This is a genomic window from Hymenobacter polaris (assembly GCF_012927305.1).
GTDB lineage: Bacteria > Bacteroidota > Bacteroidia > Cytophagales > Hymenobacteraceae > Hymenobacter > Hymenobacter polaris.
Genome location: NZ_JABBGH010000002.1, coordinates 609,956 through 624,518 on the forward strand (window position 1 = coordinate 609,956; position 14,563 = coordinate 624,518).

A 14,563-nucleotide genomic window follows, 5' to 3' on the forward strand; every position below is an offset into this window, starting at 1 on the left:
GTACCCATATCCGTCAAAGATAGGGCGGCGCCCAGCCCCCCAAGCTCCTTGCTGGGGCCGCCACCAGCTGGGCGGGCTAGTAACGGCCGCCGTGTCGAAAGTGCCTAGGGGTTGAGGATAAGGCAACTACCAGATAGCAGGGCGCGGGTTTGCCCCGGCGGTGGGCCCGCCGCCGTATAAGGCCCTTATGATTCCGCTCATTACCCACACCCCCCGCCTCACGCTCATTGCCGCCAGCCGGGCTCTGCTCACGGCCGAGCTGCACAAGCCCCAGTATTTTCCGGTGCTGCTGGGCGCCGCCATGCCCGCCAACTGGCCACCCGGCGACTACAACCGCGATGCCATGGAGTATTTTTTGGAAAAGCTAAGCGAAGGCGGCCGCACCGCCGCCGGCTGGTACAACTGGTACGCCCTGCTGAATGCCGCCGGCGACGTACCCCGCACGCTGGTGGGCTCGGGTGGCTTCACGGGCCCGCCCGATGCCACCGGGTTGGTAGAGCTAGGCTACTCCATTGCCGCCGACTGGCGCGGGCAGGGCCTGGCCACCGAGCTGGTGGCGGGCCTGGTGCAGCAGGCGGCGGCCACGGGCCTGGTACACCGCCTGGTGGCCCACACGCAGCCCGAAAACCTCATCTCGCAGAAGGTATTGCTGGCCAATGGCTTCGAGTCGTCGGGCACCGACGTGAACGGCCAGCTGCGCTTCGAGCGGGCCGTGGAGCCAGCACCCGTGCTACTGGGGTAACAATTAAACAAAAAAAGCACGTCATGCTGAGCCCGCCGAAGCACCCCTACCGCGCTGCATAGTTCGGTAGGGATGCTTCGACGGGCTCAGCATGACGTGCTTTTTTTGTTAAGAACCAGAAAGCTAGCCGTGGCTATTTCTTCTGGGTGGTCGTTTTTTTGCCGTCGGGCTTGCTGCGCTCGTCCACCTCGTTCTTCTTCTCTTTTTTCTTGGTTTCCGGGTCGGTATGGCTGGGGGTTTTCATGGGAGCTAGGGCAATGGGTGAAGGTATGCCAGCGTGTACGCGGAAACCCGCCGCAAGGGTGTGCGGCGGCCCACGCCCTAGGGTGCCGGCGCCTGGTAGAGAGGCGGCGCGCTACCTTGCTGCCATGCCTACTGCTATCCGCACTTGCTTGCTACTGGGGCTGGCCGCCGCTGCCCTGCTGGGCAGCGCGCCCGCCCCGCCCCCAGCCGCTTTCTACGACTTAGTCATCGACCACGTGGCGGTGGTGGACGTGGCCGCCGCCCGCTTGCGCCCCAACCAGACGGTGGCCGTGGCCGGGGGTAAAATTGTGCAGCTGGGCCCGGCCGGCGCCCGGCGCCCTAGGGCCCGCCAGTACCTCGATGGGCGCGGGCGCTACCTGCTGCCCGGCCTCTGGGACATGCACGTGCACTTTCGGGGCGGCGACAGCCTGGCGGCAGCCAACAAAAAGCACCTGGCGCTGTACCTGGCCCACGGCATTACGACAGTGCGCGACGCGGGCGGCGACCTCACACCTTACCTATTTGAATGGCGGCGCGCCGTGGCGGCCGGCACCCTGGCCGGACCCACCATCTTCACCTCGGGACCCAAGATTGACGGGCCCGGCGCCACCTGGCCCGGCTCGCTCGAAGTAGAAACGCCCGCCCAAGTCAGCCGCGCGCTTGACTCGCTGCAAAAGCTGCGGGTGGACTACGTAAAGATTTACGACAGTAAGATATCGGGCGCGGCCTACCTCGAAACCATTCGCCAGGCCGAGGCGCGGGGCCTCAAAACTACCGGCCACATGCCCTATTCGGTCACGCTGGGCGAGGCTATCGGGCGCGGCCTCGACGGTACCGAGCACTTGTACTACCTCTTTAAGGCCTGCTCGAGCAAGGAGGACAGCCTCACGGCGCTGGTGCGCGCCAGCCAGAATACGGCGCACCCCCTAGGGCTATTTGCCATGCTGCCGGCCGTGTACGCCACTTACAGCCCCGCCGCGGCCGCGCGCATCATGGCCCTGATGGCCGCCCACCGCACGTCCACTACCCCCACGCTCAGCATTGGCCGCACGCTGGCCGAGCTGCCCGACACCGACCATAGCCGCGACACCCTGCTGGCTTACATCGACCCCGCCATTCGGCGTACGTATGCGCGGCGGCTGGCCGGGGCGCGCCAGCAGTCGGCCGCTGCGCGGGCCTTTACCAAGCAGCTGGAAGTCAAGTTCCAGCAGCTGGTGCCGCTGCTGCAGGCGGCCGGCGTGCCCATCCTGGCGGGGTCCGACAGCGGGGCCTTTAACTCCTACGTGTACCCCGGCGCGTCCTTGCACGACGAACTGGCCGAGCTAGTGCAGGCCGGCCTCACGCCTGCCCAGGCCCTAGGGGCCGCCACCCTCAACGGCGCCCGCTGGCTGGGCGTGGAAAATCGCACGGGCAGCATCGCGGTGGGCAAAGACGCCGACCTGCTGCTGCTAACCGCCAACCCGCTGGCCGATATTCACAACACGCGCCGCATCGCGGCCGTGGTGCAGCGGGGCCGGGTGTACTCGGCCGCCGCGCTGGCTGGTATGCTGCGGCCGCTCAAGCAGCCCTAGGGCTAACTGGCATATTGGGGAATTTAAAAGAACGTCATGCTGAGCTTGTCGAAGCATCTCTACCACGCCGTATTGTTCGGTAGAGATGCTTCGACAAGCTCAGCATGACGTTCTTTTAAATTCCCCAATACGCTCTAAGTATCAAGGATATAGCTTCACACCTCGGCATCACCCGGCATGGCAGGTCTTTCCCAGTTAGGCGCCCCGTCTAGCCCAGCAGCTGGCGAGCTAGGTCGGTGATGGTGGGCGCCTGGTAGGCGGGCAGCGGGGCCAGGGGGTACAGCGGCTGGCCGGGGCGGGCAATAAAGGCTGCCTGCAGCCCGGCAGCCAGGGCCCCGGCCACGTCCCAGCCGTGGGCGGCCACCATAAGCGTTTGAGCGGGCTCGACGCCGGCCAGCTTGGCAGCGTAGTGGTAGGCGTCGGGGTGGGGCTTGTAGAGGCGCCCGGCATCCACGCTCAGCGCCTGCTCGAAATACTCGGCAATGCCGGCTGTGGCAAGCTGCTGGCGCATCATGGTGGGCGCCGAGTTGGTGAGCGTAAACAGGCGGAAGCCCGCGGTTTGCAGTTGCCCCAGGCCCGCAGCCACGTCGGGGTGGGCGGGCAGGTGGGCAAACTGATGCAGCAGCTCGTGCCGCTGCTCGGCGCTGGGGGGGCGGGCCTCCAGCATGGTGGCGGCCATCTCCAAGGCCGCGTCGGCGATGGTGCTGAAGTTGAAATAGTTGCCCGTGAGCGTGGCCGTTTGCGCGTGTTGCAGCAGCAGGCCAAACCACTGCCGAAAGCCGCCGGGGTTGTCGAAGGCCTTGTTGACCGCTTGGCGGAGCGGGGCCAGGTCGAGCAGAGTTTCGTTGAGGTCGAAGACGAGGGCCTGGGGGCGCACGGCGGAAACTGCCATAAGTAAGGGGTAGGTAGTGAGGGTTTTTCGCTGTACGCAGCCTAGGGGAAAAGGGGTGGGCGGCGGCGGCGCGGCGGCCGGGGTAGCCACTCGGCCGTATGCGCCGTACAAGGCACATTCTTACCTCTTTTTCGCGCGCCATGAAACGCCTCCTCTTTTTAGTTGGGTTGCTGACCGCCGCCTGGGCCGGCCCGGCCTACGCCGCCGATGGCATTCCGCCACGGCCCAAACCCTTCACGTTCGTAACCGACCAGGCTGGCCTGCTGCAGCCCGCTGAGGTGAAGCGCCTCGACTACGGCCTGCGCCAATACGCCGACAACAACGGCACCCAGGTGGTGGTCGTGACGGTGCCCTCGCTGGGCGGCCAGGAGGTGAACGCCTTTGCCCGCCAGCTTGGCACCGACTGGGGCATCGGGCAAAAAGACAAAAACAACGGCCTGGTGGTGCTGGTGGCCAAGCAGGAGCACAAGCTCAGCATCGAGCCCGGCGCGGGGCTGCGCGACCGGGTGACGCCAAGCGTGATTCAGCGGGCCATCGGCCAGATGACGCCCCAGTTCAAGCAGAACGACTACGGCCAGGGCTTGCGCAACGGCCTCAACGTGCTGCTGGCGGCGGCCAACCCCGGCTCGGCCCCGAAAAATACGGCTAGCGCTACCACCGCCCCCGCCACCAGCGGCGCGGTAGCCAATAGCAGCAGCCTAGGCACCACTACCTCGCCCAGCGCGGCGCAGGCCATGGGCGACCCGGCCGGCGCCACCCAAAGCGAAGCCGCGCCTACCTCGGGCGGTGGCATCGGCCTGAGCACTATCCTGATTGGCGTGGTCGTTGTTGGCGGCGGCATTTGGCTGCTGAGCCGGCTGTTTCGGCGCAATGCAAATGCGGCGGGTAACAACGGCCCCGGCGGCACGCCCAACTTCTATCCCAACCAGCCTACCCAGGGCGGCACGCCCAATTTCTACCCCAACCAGGGCCCCGGCTACGGCGCCCCGCAGCAAAGCGGCGGCAGCGGCATGGGCAGCATCCTGGCTACGGGCGCGGCCGCGGCAGCTGGTGCTTATCTAGGCAACCGCCTAGGGGGCAGCCACGACTCAAATGAGGGCGGCCGCAACTTCAGCAGCGACAACCTGAGCAACAATGCGGGTACTGCCGCCGGGACGGCCGGGGGCACCGCCGCGGCTGACGACTACTTCAGTTCGCGCGGGGGCGCCGAGGAAAGCAACGCCAGCCCCGACTACTTCAGCAACAGCGGCGACGACTCGTCGGGCGGCGACTTCTTCTCGGGCAACGATAGCTCCTACGATGACTCGTCGGGCGGCGGCGGCTTCGACGATACCAACAACGACAACAGCGGCTCGTGGTAGCCCGCGCCTGCGAGGCAGCGTCAGGCGGTCAATTCCCCTCCTTAGCCAAGGAGGGGACGCTTCGGCGAAGCCGAAGCTGGGGTGGTTGACGTCGTGGAACGACCGGCTACTGGAGTGGCCACCGACTCGTTCAACGCCCGCAACCACCCCCGTTGGCGCTGTGCGCCAACATCCCTTCCTTGGCCAAGGAGGGGAATTGACCGCCTGACGCTGCCTCGCAACTTGGGTTAGCTAGCAAAACGCCCCAGTAGCCAGTGTGGCTGCCGGGGCGTTTTCGTGTCAGTTGCCCCTAGGGCTTGGTATCCTGCAGATAGTCAGGCCTGGGCAGCTGCGTGCCACCCACTACTGGCGAGGGCCCTAGGGCCTTACTTCACCGTGAGCTGCCGCACGATGGTCCCTTGCTTCGAGTCGAGCCGCAGTAAGTAGATGCCGGTGCTGAGGCTGCTCAAATCCAGTTCGCGCTGGCCGTTGGGCGCTACCTGGGCTGCTTGCTGCACTACTATGCGCCCTAGGCCATCGAGCACCTGTAAGGGCGCGGCGGCCAGCTCCGGCTTGTCGGGCGAGTTGAGGACGAAGCGCCCGCCGGGGCTGGGGTTGGGCGCTACCGTGAGCTGGGCCTGCGTACTGGCATCGGCCCGCACAGCCAGCGGCGCCCCGCTAAAAGTGAGGTCGTCAAGTAGCAAAGTAGAGCCCGCCTTAATGTTGCTCGGAAAGCGCGTCACACCCGTTCGGGGGTTATATAGCAAGCGGGAAAAGCCTGATGCCACCACAACGTGGATGGAATCGGGCACGGTATTATCCACATAGCCGATGGGCGCGCTAACGCCGGAATAAGTAGCCGTGGGGTTCAGAAAGCCCCCGCCAATGCCCAGGATGGCCGGTACGCCGTTGGTGGTTTTGGTGAAGTACACCAGCACCAGCGCCGAATCGGTGGCCGTGCCGCTGAACTTGTAGTAAAACTGCATTTGGGTGGGGCGCGCCGGGTAGTTGAGGCCCCCCAGCGGCAGGCCTTGGTAAACGTAGGCCCCCGCTTTCGTACCCAAAACCAGCTCGCCGGGCACCACTATCGTGTTGCCCGCATTATCCTTGTCATTGGTCGAGGTCAGCTTAGCCGCGAAGCTGCCGCCGTGCGCATCCGCCGATTTAGTTACCGCACCAATCTGCAAGTTGCTGGCCGACAAATTATAGTAATAACCATAAACATCCGCATCGGTGAGCCAGCCGGTGGGCGACTCGGCTCCGTTGCGGGTCGCCCAGGTTTCGAAGCCATTGTTTGAAATGACTTGAGCTTGAGCAGAGTAGCTAGCTACGAGAGCTAAGGCAGTTAACGCGTAGAAGATTTTTTTCATAACGGGTACGTGAGGGAAAAGGAACTAGGAGCTGTTAGCAGCGGCCAGTGAGGCTTACCAGTTTTAAATGTAGACGCAAGAAAAACGCTTGGGGTGAAAATGCAGTTAAAGCCAGCGCCGGAGGTATTGGTAGGCAGCCTCGTGGCGCAGCAGGCCGGTGTGGTGCTGGGCTGCAAAGCGGGCCGTGCGCAGGCGGGTACCGGGCGGCAGCGGGGTGTCGTCGGGGGCCAGGCTGGGGCCCTGGCCGCTGGCCGTGCCCACCAGCCCATCGCCGAAGTAGTCGCGCAGGGCCTGGGCGCGGCCGGCGCGCAGCCAGGTGCCCACCAGCACGTGGTAGGCCACGCTGGGCAGCAGCGGCACTGGGGTGCGCGGCCGGGGCGGGCCCGCGGCGTCAGCAGAATCGGCCGCGTCGTGAGCGTCGGCCGCGGGGCCTAAGGGCAGCCAGTCCTCATCCACCAGCCGGGCCGCGCCCAGGTCCTTGATACCGTTGGAGCGGCGCGCAAACACCTCGCTGGCCAGGAGGCGCGTGGGCAGCACGTCGAGGCGGCGCAGCAGGCGCTCCACGGCGGCGCTGTTTTGCTCTAGGTACGAGCCCTCGTGCGGCACGCCCAGCAGAAACACCGTGCGAAGGTGCGCCAGCCAGGGCGCGCCTGCAAGAGGCAAAGAGTAATCAGCAATAGACAACTCTTTTGGAGCATTCTCTTCTGCGTTAGTCAATTGCTCTTTGCTCATTGCTGACTGCTCATTGCCCAGTGCCCCATAATAGCCGGCCGAGCGGATAACCAACCCGCCCATGCTGTGGCCCACCAGCACCAGCTCGCCCACGGCCTGGGGGTAGGTTTCGACCAGTTCGGTGAGCAGGGCGCTCAGGGCGCGGCCATTTTCGGAGATGTGCCGGCCGCTGTTGTAGCGCACGTAGAGGGGGCGCACGCCGGCCTCGGCCGCCAGGCGGGGGCCGTAGCGCAGGGGCCCGCCGGGGGCGTCGGCGGGCCCGGCCTGCCAGATAAGCTCGTCGCCCATCAGGCCGTGCACGAAAACCACCGTTTTTTGGCGCTCCTCGCTTAGGCCTAGCTCGGCCACCGGCACATCCTGGCCCCCGCGCCGGAAGCTGAGCGCAATGGCGCGCGCATCGCCTTGGGCGGCTAGCTGGTCGCCAAAAGCCCCGTTGAGCACCGGCTGCCAGTAGTGCTGGTGCGCCCGCCCGCTGAGCAGCCAGTGCTCGGCGTTGCGCACGGGCAGCAGGGCGGCGCGGGCCAGCGAGGTAAGGGTACGGCGAAGCATAGGGGCGAGGGGCTTACGCATAAATACGGTGCGGGGCGGCGGCCGGTGCGCTACCCTGCGCTTCAGCCAGCTCAACTATCGGCGGGCTGCCGCGTTATTGCTGGCTAGGCCGCATCTTTGCAGCCGTAATTTCTTCGACTTCAGCATGAGCTTCCCCGTTCGCCCCGTTTTGGCCACCCTGCTGCTGGCCGCTTCGGCTACCTTGCTCACGGCCTGTGACTACGCCAAGTACAGCCCCGGCACCAATCCGCAGTTCAGAGAGGGCTTCACCAACCCGCCCGGCTACACCAACGCCGAAACCAACCGCGACAGCATCAACTACAAGCAAAACGTGCACACGCCCATCGGCGAGGGCTCGGCCGTGGCCGTCAAGAACGGCACCACCACCGACCAGCTCAACTCGGCCCCGGCCGGCAAAAGCGCCACCTCGGGGCAAAACGCCAACGGCACGAAGGCTTCCATCGATAACTCGGACCCCAACAACGCCGCCAGCACCGCCCCCGCGGCCAATGGCAACGCCCCCAAGCAGTAGCCCTAGGGTAGTAGTTAAAAAGTAGAAGTGAAGCGTTAAATCTGAGTATTTCGGATTTTAACGCTTCACTTCTACTTTTTAGCTTTTTTCTGCCAGCGGCGCGGGCCACTGCCCCGGCCGGGCGTAGCCGAAGCGCACCGGCTCGGCTACCGCGTGGTAGCCATCGAGGCCCGAAATGGCGCAGGTGCCCAGCTTGGCCAGGTCGAGGGTGCCGTCGGGGCGCAGGGCGGCTTCGGGCAAATACACGTGCTCGACGGCCGCTACCAGCAGCACCGTGCCGTTGAAGATGGGGTGCTCCTCGCGCAGGCGTAGCCCTAGGCCCACCGCGCATTCGGCCACGTAGGGCGCCGGAAAGCCGTCGCGCCACACCTCGGTAAAGCCGCAGGCGGCAAACTCCGACTCGCCATCGGGGAAGTTGGCCGAGGTGTAGTGGGCGGCGGCGGCCTGCGCCAGCAGCACGTGGTTGAGGGTGAAGCAGCCGTCGTTGTCCTTGATGTTCTGGTAGGTATGGCGCGGTACGGTGGTGGGGCGCGTCACGATGCCCAGCGTGGGCGGGTCGGACCCCAGGTGGATGGCCGAACTGAAAATGGCCAGGTTGGTGAGCCCGCCCGGCGCGGCGGTGCCCACCAGGTTGGCCGGCTTGAAGCCCGGCAAGGCATTGACGAGGTTGAGGCGGTAGATTTTCTCGAAGCCGGCAATGTCGGCGGCGGTGATGTGGCGCATATAATCGAATCGCAGATTTAACGGATTTAATGGATTTCGCGGGGTTGGTGCGCGGGGCTGCGCAGGCTTACGGATTATTCGTACAGGTCGTGCGGGTCGGCCGCGGCCAGCTCCACTAAAAACTGCCCCAGCTCCTTGGTAATGGCTTGCAAAAAGGCTGCTCCTTTGGCGGCCGTAGCGGCGGCAGGGTCGCCCACGCCCGTGTCGGCGGTTACCTGGCTCCACTCACGCTGGGCCCAGGCCCACTCGCGCAGCGCGCGGAGGCGAAACCGGCGGCTGGCGCCGGGGCCGGCTTCGGCCAGGGGCCGCACCAGCTCGGGCGCAATGTGCAGCATCATGCTCGTTTCCATCTCGTCGGCGTGGTCGCCGGGCGCGCTAAAAAACTCGCTCCGGTTGGCGATGTGAAACAGCGAGGCGGTGCACAGGAATACGCCCGGAAACTCGGCCTGCAGCTCGCGCAGATGCTGCCGAAAGTCATTGCCGCCGTGCCCGTTCAGCACCAGCAGCTTCGGAATGCCCTGCCGGGCCAGCACCCGCACTACATCGCGCAGAATAGCAAGCTGGGTGCTGGGGTTCAGGTTCATATCCAGCGTGATGTCGAGCTGGCCCGTGTTCACGCCGAACGGAATGGTGGGCAGCACCACCACCTTGGCACCCTGCTCCCAGGCCAGGCGCGCCGCCTCGGCCGCCACGTAGTCGCACTGGTAGTTGTCGGTGCCGTAGGGCAGGTGGTAGTTGTGGGCCTCGGTGGCGCCCCAGGGCAGCACCACCACCTCGAAAGCGGCGGCACGCACGGCTTGCCAGGTAGTTTCGGCCAAGAGGTAGGGGCGCGCAGTCATCGGAAGAAGGAGGGTAGGTGTAAGTTCTAGGGTGTGTGGACAGCAACCAAAAAATGAGTTCTGATGCCTTTTGGCCGTCATGCTCATCTAGCGTCCGCTTGTCGAAGCATCTCTACCAAACAATTTCATGCGACCGAAGCGGTAGAGCTGCTTCGACAAGCTCAGCATAACGTTCTGTTGGTTTGCTGTCCACACAGCCTAGAATAAATCAGGCAAAGCGAAAGGACCTTCTGGCACCCTAGGGGCCCTAGGCCGGCGCCACGGCGTCCAGGCACAGGCGGTTGCGCTGCAAGTGCAGCACCAGCGTGATGATGAAGAGGCCGTAGAGCATCTGGTCGCCCACCAGGGTCCAGTTTTCGAGCAGGCAACTGCCAAAAACCAGGCTCATGATAACGAGCATGGCGCCCACCAGCGCCGCCCGCGTAAACAGCCCCAGCACCAGCAGTAGTCCGAGGGCACCTTCCACAAAAGGGAGGGCCGTGGCAAAGGCTTCTACCAAGGCCGGCGGCAGCGGCGCGGCGGCAAACTGCTTGAGCACGTGCTCTTTGAAGGCAGGCAGCTTAGGGATGCGCACGAGGCCGTGCAGCAGGTAGTTGAGGCCCAGCAAGAGGCGGCCCAGCACGAAGGCCAGCTCGAAGTTATTGAGTTTCATAGAGTAGGGAATGCCCGCTGCTTACGGGGCCCTAGGGCCCGGAGTTGAAGCGCTGTGCAACGGCAGCGCGCCGGCTGCGTTTCTGTGCTGCACCTTTTCCTTGTCGTCGCTATGCGCGCTTTTAGTTATTTCTGGGTTTCGCTGGCCGCCTGGCCGCTGGCTGCCCCCGCCCAGGCGCCGGCCCCGCCGCCCGCCGCCAGCGCCACGCCAGCCGGGCAGGCGCTGTTTGCCGGCTCGCTGGTGCCGCACCTGGTGGCCAAGCAGTTTGCTTTCACCGAGGGGCCGGCCGTGGATAAAGCGGGCAATATTTTCTTTACCGACCAGCCCAACGACAAGATTTACAAGTACGACACCCACGGCCAGCTCACGGTTTTTCTGACGCCGGCCGGGCGCGCTAATGGGCTCTACTTCGATAAGCAGGGCAACCTCATTGCCTGCGCCGACGCCCAAAACCAGCTCTGGCGCATCAGCCCCCAGGGCAAGGTAACGGTGCTGGCCGACCGCGTAGACGGGCGCCTGCCCAACGGCCCCAACGACGTGTGGGTGAGCCCTAGGGGCGGCCTCTACTTCACCGACCCCTACTACAAGCGCGACTACTGGCCCGCCGGCCACCCCGGCCCCGCGCCCCAAAACGTGTATTACCTGGCCCCCGGCGCCCGGCAACCAGTGGCCGTCGAAACCACCTTGAAGCAGCCCAACGGCCTGATTGGCAGCCCCGACGGGCGCACGCTGTACGTGGCCGACATCGGGGCCAGCAAAACCTACCGCTACCGCCTAGGACCCCAGGGCCAGCTGCTTGACAAGCAGCTGTTCGTGAGCCAGGGCTCGGACGGGATGACGCTCGACGCGCAAGGCAACGTGTACCTCACCGGGCAGGGCGTGACGGTATACAGCCCCGCCGGCCAGCAGCTAGCCCACCTGGCCGTGCCCGCCGCCTGGACGGCCAACCTCTGCTTCGGCGGCCCCGATATGAAAACGCTGTTCATCACCGCCTCCGAGGCCGTTTATACGGTGCCCATGCGGGTGCGCGGCGTGCGGTAGGGGTAGGGCCTAGGGGGTGGGCGCCGCCAAAAGCCCGCCGACCGAACTACCCGCCCGGCCCGTATGTATACTATAGTAGTCCACCTATATCCGTTGCGTATGCGCCGCCTTACTTATCAAGCACTTAGCCTGGCCCTGGCTGCCGGGCTTACTGGCCCCGCCGCCAGGGCCCAAACGCTGGCCGCCACCAGCAGCGTAGCCCTAAGCGTGCCCGCCGCCCTGGCCAGCGCGCCCTTCGATGCGCCGCGCACGGTGCAGGTGCCGACGGGCTGGGCGCTGGCCGTGTACGCGCGGGTGCCGGGCGCCCGGTTCATGGCCCTCACGCCCGACGGGGCCTTGCTGGTGTCGCAGCCGGGGGCGGGCAAAATTTCGCTGGTGCGGCCCGGCAGCGCGGACGCCTCGCCCACCGTCACGGACTTTGCCACGGGTTTGCGCCGGCCCCACGATATGGTGTTTCACACCATCGGCAGCACCACCTACCTGTACGTGGCCGAGAGCAACCAAATTAACCGCTTCACTTACCAGGCCGGCGACGCCACGGCCCAGGGCCGCCAGGTTATCATCACGGGCCTGCCCGACGATAGCACGCCCGAGCTGAACGGCGCCTACGCCCACGCCCTCAAAAACCTGGCCCTCGACGGCAACCACAAGCTCTACGTCAGCATTGCCTCGACCTGCAACGTGTGCCTGTCCGACACGCAGAGCGACCCCAAGCGCGCCGCCATCTACCAGTACGAGGCCGATGGCACGGGCCGTCGCCTCTTCGCCCAGGGCCTGCGCAACGCCGAGGGCCTGGCCTTCATTCCGGGCACCAACACGCTGTGGGTGACGGTGAACGGCCGCGACAATACGCCCTACCCCAAGCAGGACGCCACCGGGCAGTACGGCCAAGTGCTTAGCAGTTACGTCGATAACCACCCGCCCGACTTATTTACCAAAGTCGTGGACGGCGGCAACTACGGCTGGCCCTTCGCCAATCCCAACCCCGATTCGAGCACCGGCCTGGACAACATGCCCTTCGAGCTGGACTACGACATGAACCGCGACGGGGCGGTGCCGCTCAGCACGTTCACCACCATTAGCAAGGGCATTCAGGCGCACTCGGCGGCCCTAGGGTTCACGTTTTTGCAAGGCACCCGCTTTCCGGCCGCCTACGCCAGCGGCGCCGCCGTGGCCCTGCACGGCTCCTGGAACCGCACCGCGCCCGCTGGCTACAAGGTCATTTACTTCCCCTGGAACGCCGCCACCCAAACCCCCGGCGCCCAGGCCGACCTCGTAACGGGCTTCGTGGATGGCGGCGGGGCCTGGGGCCGGCCCGTCGACGTGGCCGTGGATGCGCAGGGCGCCCTGCTCATTTCCGACGACCAAAGCGGCACCATCTACAAGCTTACAGCGCCCGCTGCGGCCCTAGGGGCACGGGCGAGCAGTAGCGCCGCCACCATTCACTTCTACCCCAACCCCGCCGGCAGCGGCCCCGCCACCCTCGACCTAACCGGCTTGCCCACGGGCGCTTACCAGGCCACGGTGCTCGACGCGTTGGGCCGCCCGGTGCTGCCGCCCCAGCGCGTGGCCGGCGGCGCCCTGGCCCCGCTACCCCTAGGGGGCCTCGGCGCCGGCGCCTACCTGGTGCGCGTGCAAGGCGAGCAGTTCAGCCAAGTGCTGAAGGTGACGGTGAAGTAGCGGCTTAGGGCCCTAGGGCTGGCCGGGGGCGGGGCCGTCCGCCACGCGCCGCAAATCCAGGTCCTGGAAGTCATAGCTGAAATCGGTGGCCGGCGAAATCGGCTTCATTTTGATGCTGGCGGCGCGGCCCTGCTCGTCGAGTGGAAGGCGGCGAAAGCGTCGGCGTTCATGCTGCGGGCTTTCCAGCGCACGGCGTAGGTGCTGCCGCGGTAGGGCAGCAGCTGGCCCACCAGGCGCGGGGCCCGCACCGCGCGCAGCCACAGCTGCGGCCCCTGCCGATACACCAGCACGTCGCCCAGCCAGGCATCGTGGTAGCGGCCCACGAAAGGCGCGTAGTCGGGCTTTTTGGGGGCGGCTTTCTGGGCCAGCGCCACCTGCTGCCAGGCGGTGGCGGTTATTTTACTGTTTTCGGCATCGCCCTGCTTCATGCGGTCCAGCATTTCCTGCACCCGGTCCAGGCCGGTTACGCCCAGGTAATGGTCCTCAATGGTGCTGCTCACGGCCGTGAAGGCCGCGCCACTTTCCTGATTGGTGAGCACGATGATGCCCAGGCGCAGCTCGGGCAGCAGCAGCACCTTGGTTACCATCCCGATTTCGCCGCCCGTGTGGCTCACTTCCTTGTAGCCGCGCACGTCGCGCAGAAACCACCCCAGCCCGTAGGCCGCGAAGTGCGTGTTGTAGGGCGGCAGGGTGGGGCCAACGGGCAGAATCGTCTGCGGCGTCCACACCTCGCGCTGGGTGGCGGGCTTGAGCAGCGGCGCGGGCGCACCGGGGCCGCCCAGTAGCATCAGGGCCCACTTGCTCAGGTCGCTCACGCTGCTGTAGATGCCGCCGGCCGGCCCCAGCAGCGTGTTCATATCGCGCCGCACCACCTGAATTTTGCCGTCCACCGGGGCGTGGGCGTCTATCACGTCGGTGGCATCGGGTAGGCGGCCGAAGTTGGTGGCGCTGCTGCTCATGCCCAGGGGCCGCAGCAGCCGCGTGGTCACGAAGTCGTCCCACGACTGCCCGCTCACCCGCGCCACCACCTCGCCGGCCACGATGTAGAGGCTGTTGTCGTAGTCGAACTTGCTGCGAAACGACGATACCGGCTTGAAATACCGCAGGTTATGAATGACGTCCTTCGGCGTAAAGTCGGCCGAGTCGGGAAATTGCATCAGGTCGCCCGCGCCCAGGCCCAGGCCGCTACGGTGCGTCAGCAGGTCGCGCACCGTAAACTCGGCCGTCACGTAGGGGTCATACATCCGAAATTCCGGGATGTAGTCGGTCACCTTGTCGTCCCAGCGCAGCTTGCCCTCGTCCACCAGCAGCCCTAGGGCCGCCGTCGTAAACGCCTTGGTATTAGACGCAATGCCCACGAGTGTGTTGGCATCCATCGGCGCCTGGGTGGCCAGCGAGCGCACCCCGTAGCCCTTGGCCAGCACCACCTACCCATCCTTTACTACCGCCACCGAGATGCCCGGCACATCAAAGGCTTTGAGGGTGCGGGCCACTACGGCATCCACGGCGGCTACATCGAGCGGCGCGGTAGGTGGCGGGGCGGTTTGGGCGTGGGCCGACAGAGTGAGGCCGGCAAGGAGGAGGGTTTGTTTGAGCATAGCTTGGAAAGGATTTAGGCACGCAAGAACGTCATGCTGAGCTCCGCGAAGCATCTCTA

The 14,563-nt window shown here is 65.8% G+C and carries 14 protein-coding genes; 6 read left to right on the plus strand and 8 right to left on the minus strand.

The features are described from left to right. Positions 1 to 187 precede the first annotated feature (187 nt). Together HHL22_RS12935 and HHL22_RS12940 are read left to right on the plus strand one after the other, a co-directional pair. Entirely contained in the window at positions 188 to 742 is a 555-nt protein-coding gene (locus HHL22_RS12935; protein ID WP_169531777.1) for a GNAT family N-acetyltransferase, read from the plus strand. Between the two features lie 368 nt (positions 743 to 1,110). Beyond that, the gene (locus HHL22_RS12940; protein ID WP_169531778.1) at positions 1,111 to 2,556 is read left to right on the plus strand and encodes an amidohydrolase family protein; all 1,446 of its coding nucleotides are present in this window, start codon (positions 1,111 to 1,113) and stop codon (positions 2,554 to 2,556) included. A 208-nt stretch (positions 2,557 to 2,764) separates the two neighbouring features. On the opposite strand, the gene HHL22_RS12945 is transcribed toward HHL22_RS12940, so the two are convergent. After that, complete coding sequence (locus HHL22_RS12945; RefSeq protein ID WP_169531779.1) at positions 2,765 to 3,448, minus strand: haloacid dehalogenase type II; 684 nt, start codon at positions 3,446 to 3,448, stop codon at positions 2,765 to 2,767. A gap of 140 nt (positions 3,449 to 3,588) precedes the next feature. On the opposite strand from HHL22_RS12945, the gene HHL22_RS12950 reads away from it, so the two are divergent. After that, positions 3,589 to 4,809, plus strand: coding sequence for a TPM domain-containing protein (locus HHL22_RS12950; RefSeq protein WP_169531780.1), 1,221 nt, complete (start codon positions 3,589 to 3,591; stop codon positions 4,807 to 4,809). Positions 4,810 to 5,174: 365 nt separating this feature from the next. Here the strand turns inward: HHL22_RS12950 and HHL22_RS12955 are convergent, their stop codons facing one another. Together HHL22_RS12955 and HHL22_RS12960 are read right to left on the minus strand one after the other, a co-directional pair. Next, positions 5,175 to 6,158 carry a T9SS type A sorting domain-containing protein gene (locus HHL22_RS12955; protein ID WP_169531781.1) on the minus strand — a complete coding sequence of 328 codons (984 nt, stop codon included), beginning with the start codon at positions 6,156 to 6,158 and terminating at the stop codon, positions 5,175 to 5,177. A 105-nt stretch (positions 6,159 to 6,263) separates the two neighbouring features. Continuing rightward, the gene (locus HHL22_RS12960; RefSeq protein WP_169531782.1) at positions 6,264 to 7,439 is read right to left on the minus strand and encodes an esterase/lipase family protein; all 1,176 of its coding nucleotides are present in this window, start codon (positions 7,437 to 7,439) and stop codon (positions 6,264 to 6,266) included. A gap of 145 nt (positions 7,440 to 7,584) precedes the next feature. Here HHL22_RS12960 and HHL22_RS12965 point away from each other — a divergent pair, with 145 nt between their 5' ends. Beyond that, positions 7,585 to 7,971, plus strand: coding sequence for a hypothetical protein (locus HHL22_RS12965; protein ID WP_169531783.1), 387 nt, complete (start codon positions 7,585 to 7,587; stop codon positions 7,969 to 7,971). A 78-nt stretch (positions 7,972 to 8,049) separates the two neighbouring features. Here the strand turns inward: HHL22_RS12965 and HHL22_RS12970 are convergent, their stop codons facing one another. From HHL22_RS12970 to HHL22_RS12980, 3 genes are all read right to left on the minus strand, one after another. Continuing rightward, positions 8,050 to 8,694 carry a flavin reductase family protein gene (locus tag HHL22_RS12970; protein WP_169531784.1) on the minus strand — a complete coding sequence of 215 codons (645 nt, stop codon included), beginning with the start codon at positions 8,692 to 8,694 and terminating at the stop codon, positions 8,050 to 8,052. A gap of 74 nt (positions 8,695 to 8,768) precedes the next feature. Next, positions 8,769 to 9,533 carry a creatininase family protein gene (locus HHL22_RS12975; protein WP_169531785.1) on the minus strand — a complete coding sequence of 255 codons (765 nt, stop codon included), beginning with the start codon at positions 9,531 to 9,533 and terminating at the stop codon, positions 8,769 to 8,771. Positions 9,534 to 9,780: 247 nt separating this feature from the next. Then, the gene (locus HHL22_RS12980) at positions 9,781 to 10,185 is read right to left on the minus strand and encodes a DoxX family membrane protein (RefSeq protein WP_169531786.1); all 405 of its coding nucleotides are present in this window, start codon (positions 10,183 to 10,185) and stop codon (positions 9,781 to 9,783) included. A 111-nt stretch (positions 10,186 to 10,296) separates the two neighbouring features. On the opposite strand from HHL22_RS12980, the gene HHL22_RS12985 reads away from it, so the two are divergent. Beyond that, positions 10,297 to 11,226 carry an SMP-30/gluconolactonase/LRE family protein gene (locus HHL22_RS12985; RefSeq protein WP_169531787.1) on the plus strand — a complete coding sequence of 310 codons (930 nt, stop codon included), beginning with the start codon at positions 10,297 to 10,299 and terminating at the stop codon, positions 11,224 to 11,226. A 99-nt stretch (positions 11,227 to 11,325) separates the two neighbouring features. Continuing rightward, on the plus strand, positions 11,326 to 12,906 hold the full coding sequence (locus HHL22_RS12990; RefSeq protein WP_206680722.1) for a T9SS type A sorting domain-containing protein: 1,581 nt from the start codon (positions 11,326 to 11,328) through the stop codon (positions 12,904 to 12,906). 104 nt (positions 12,907 to 13,010) lie between these two features. On the opposite strand, the gene HHL22_RS12995 is transcribed toward HHL22_RS12990, so the two are convergent. Both HHL22_RS12995 and HHL22_RS24070 read right to left on the minus strand, forming a co-directional pair. Further along, positions 13,011 to 14,333: a serine hydrolase gene (locus HHL22_RS12995; protein ID WP_317172658.1), complete on the minus strand. Its 1,323-nt coding sequence runs from the start codon at positions 14,331 to 14,333 to the stop codon at positions 13,011 to 13,013. Next, a complete protein-coding gene (locus tag HHL22_RS24070; RefSeq protein ID WP_241738097.1) occupies positions 14,334 to 14,504 on the minus strand; it encodes a hypothetical protein in 171 nt (56 codons plus the stop codon). Positions 14,505 to 14,563 lie beyond the last annotated feature (59 nt).

Excerpts from the sequence above, each read along its gene's own strand:
- HHL22_RS12975 (WP_169531785.1), bottom strand. The coding sequence starts at position 9,533 with ATGACTGCGCGCCCCTACCTCTTGGCCGAAACTACCTGGCAAGCCGTG.
- HHL22_RS12955 (WP_169531781.1), bottom strand. The coding sequence starts at position 6,158 with ATGAAAAAAATCTTCTACGCGTTAACTGCCTTAGCTCTCGTAGCTAGC.
- HHL22_RS12965 (WP_169531783.1), top strand. The coding sequence starts at position 7,585 with ATGAGCTTCCCCGTTCGCCCCGTTTTGGCCACCCTGCTGCTGGCCGCT.
- HHL22_RS12990 (WP_206680722.1), top strand. The coding sequence starts at position 11,326 with ATGCGCCGCCTTACTTATCAAGCACTTAGCCTGGCCCTGGCTGCCGGG.
- HHL22_RS12945 (WP_169531779.1), bottom strand. The coding sequence starts at position 3,448 with ATGGCAGTTTCCGCCGTGCGCCCCCAGGCCCTCGTCTTCGACCTCAAC.
- HHL22_RS12980 (WP_169531786.1), bottom strand. The coding sequence starts at position 10,185 with ATGAAACTCAATAACTTCGAGCTGGCCTTCGTGCTGGGCCGCCTCTTG.
- HHL22_RS12960 (WP_169531782.1), bottom strand. The coding sequence starts at position 7,439 with ATGCTTCGCCGTACCCTTACCTCGCTGGCCCGCGCCGCCCTGCTGCCC.
- HHL22_RS12935 (WP_169531777.1), top strand. The coding sequence starts at position 188 with ATGATTCCGCTCATTACCCACACCCCCCGCCTCACGCTCATTGCCGCC.
- HHL22_RS12985 (WP_169531787.1), top strand. The coding sequence starts at position 10,297 with ATGCGCGCTTTTAGTTATTTCTGGGTTTCGCTGGCCGCCTGGCCGCTG.
- HHL22_RS24070 (WP_241738097.1), bottom strand. The coding sequence starts at position 14,504 with ATGCTCAAACAAACCCTCCTCCTTGCCGGCCTCACTCTGTCGGCCCAC.
- HHL22_RS12940 (WP_169531778.1), top strand. The coding sequence starts at position 1,111 with ATGCCTACTGCTATCCGCACTTGCTTGCTACTGGGGCTGGCCGCCGCT.
- HHL22_RS12970 (WP_169531784.1), bottom strand. The coding sequence starts at position 8,694 with ATGCGCCACATCACCGCCGCCGACATTGCCGGCTTCGAGAAAATCTAC.
- HHL22_RS12950 (WP_169531780.1), top strand. The coding sequence starts at position 3,589 with ATGAAACGCCTCCTCTTTTTAGTTGGGTTGCTGACCGCCGCCTGGGCC.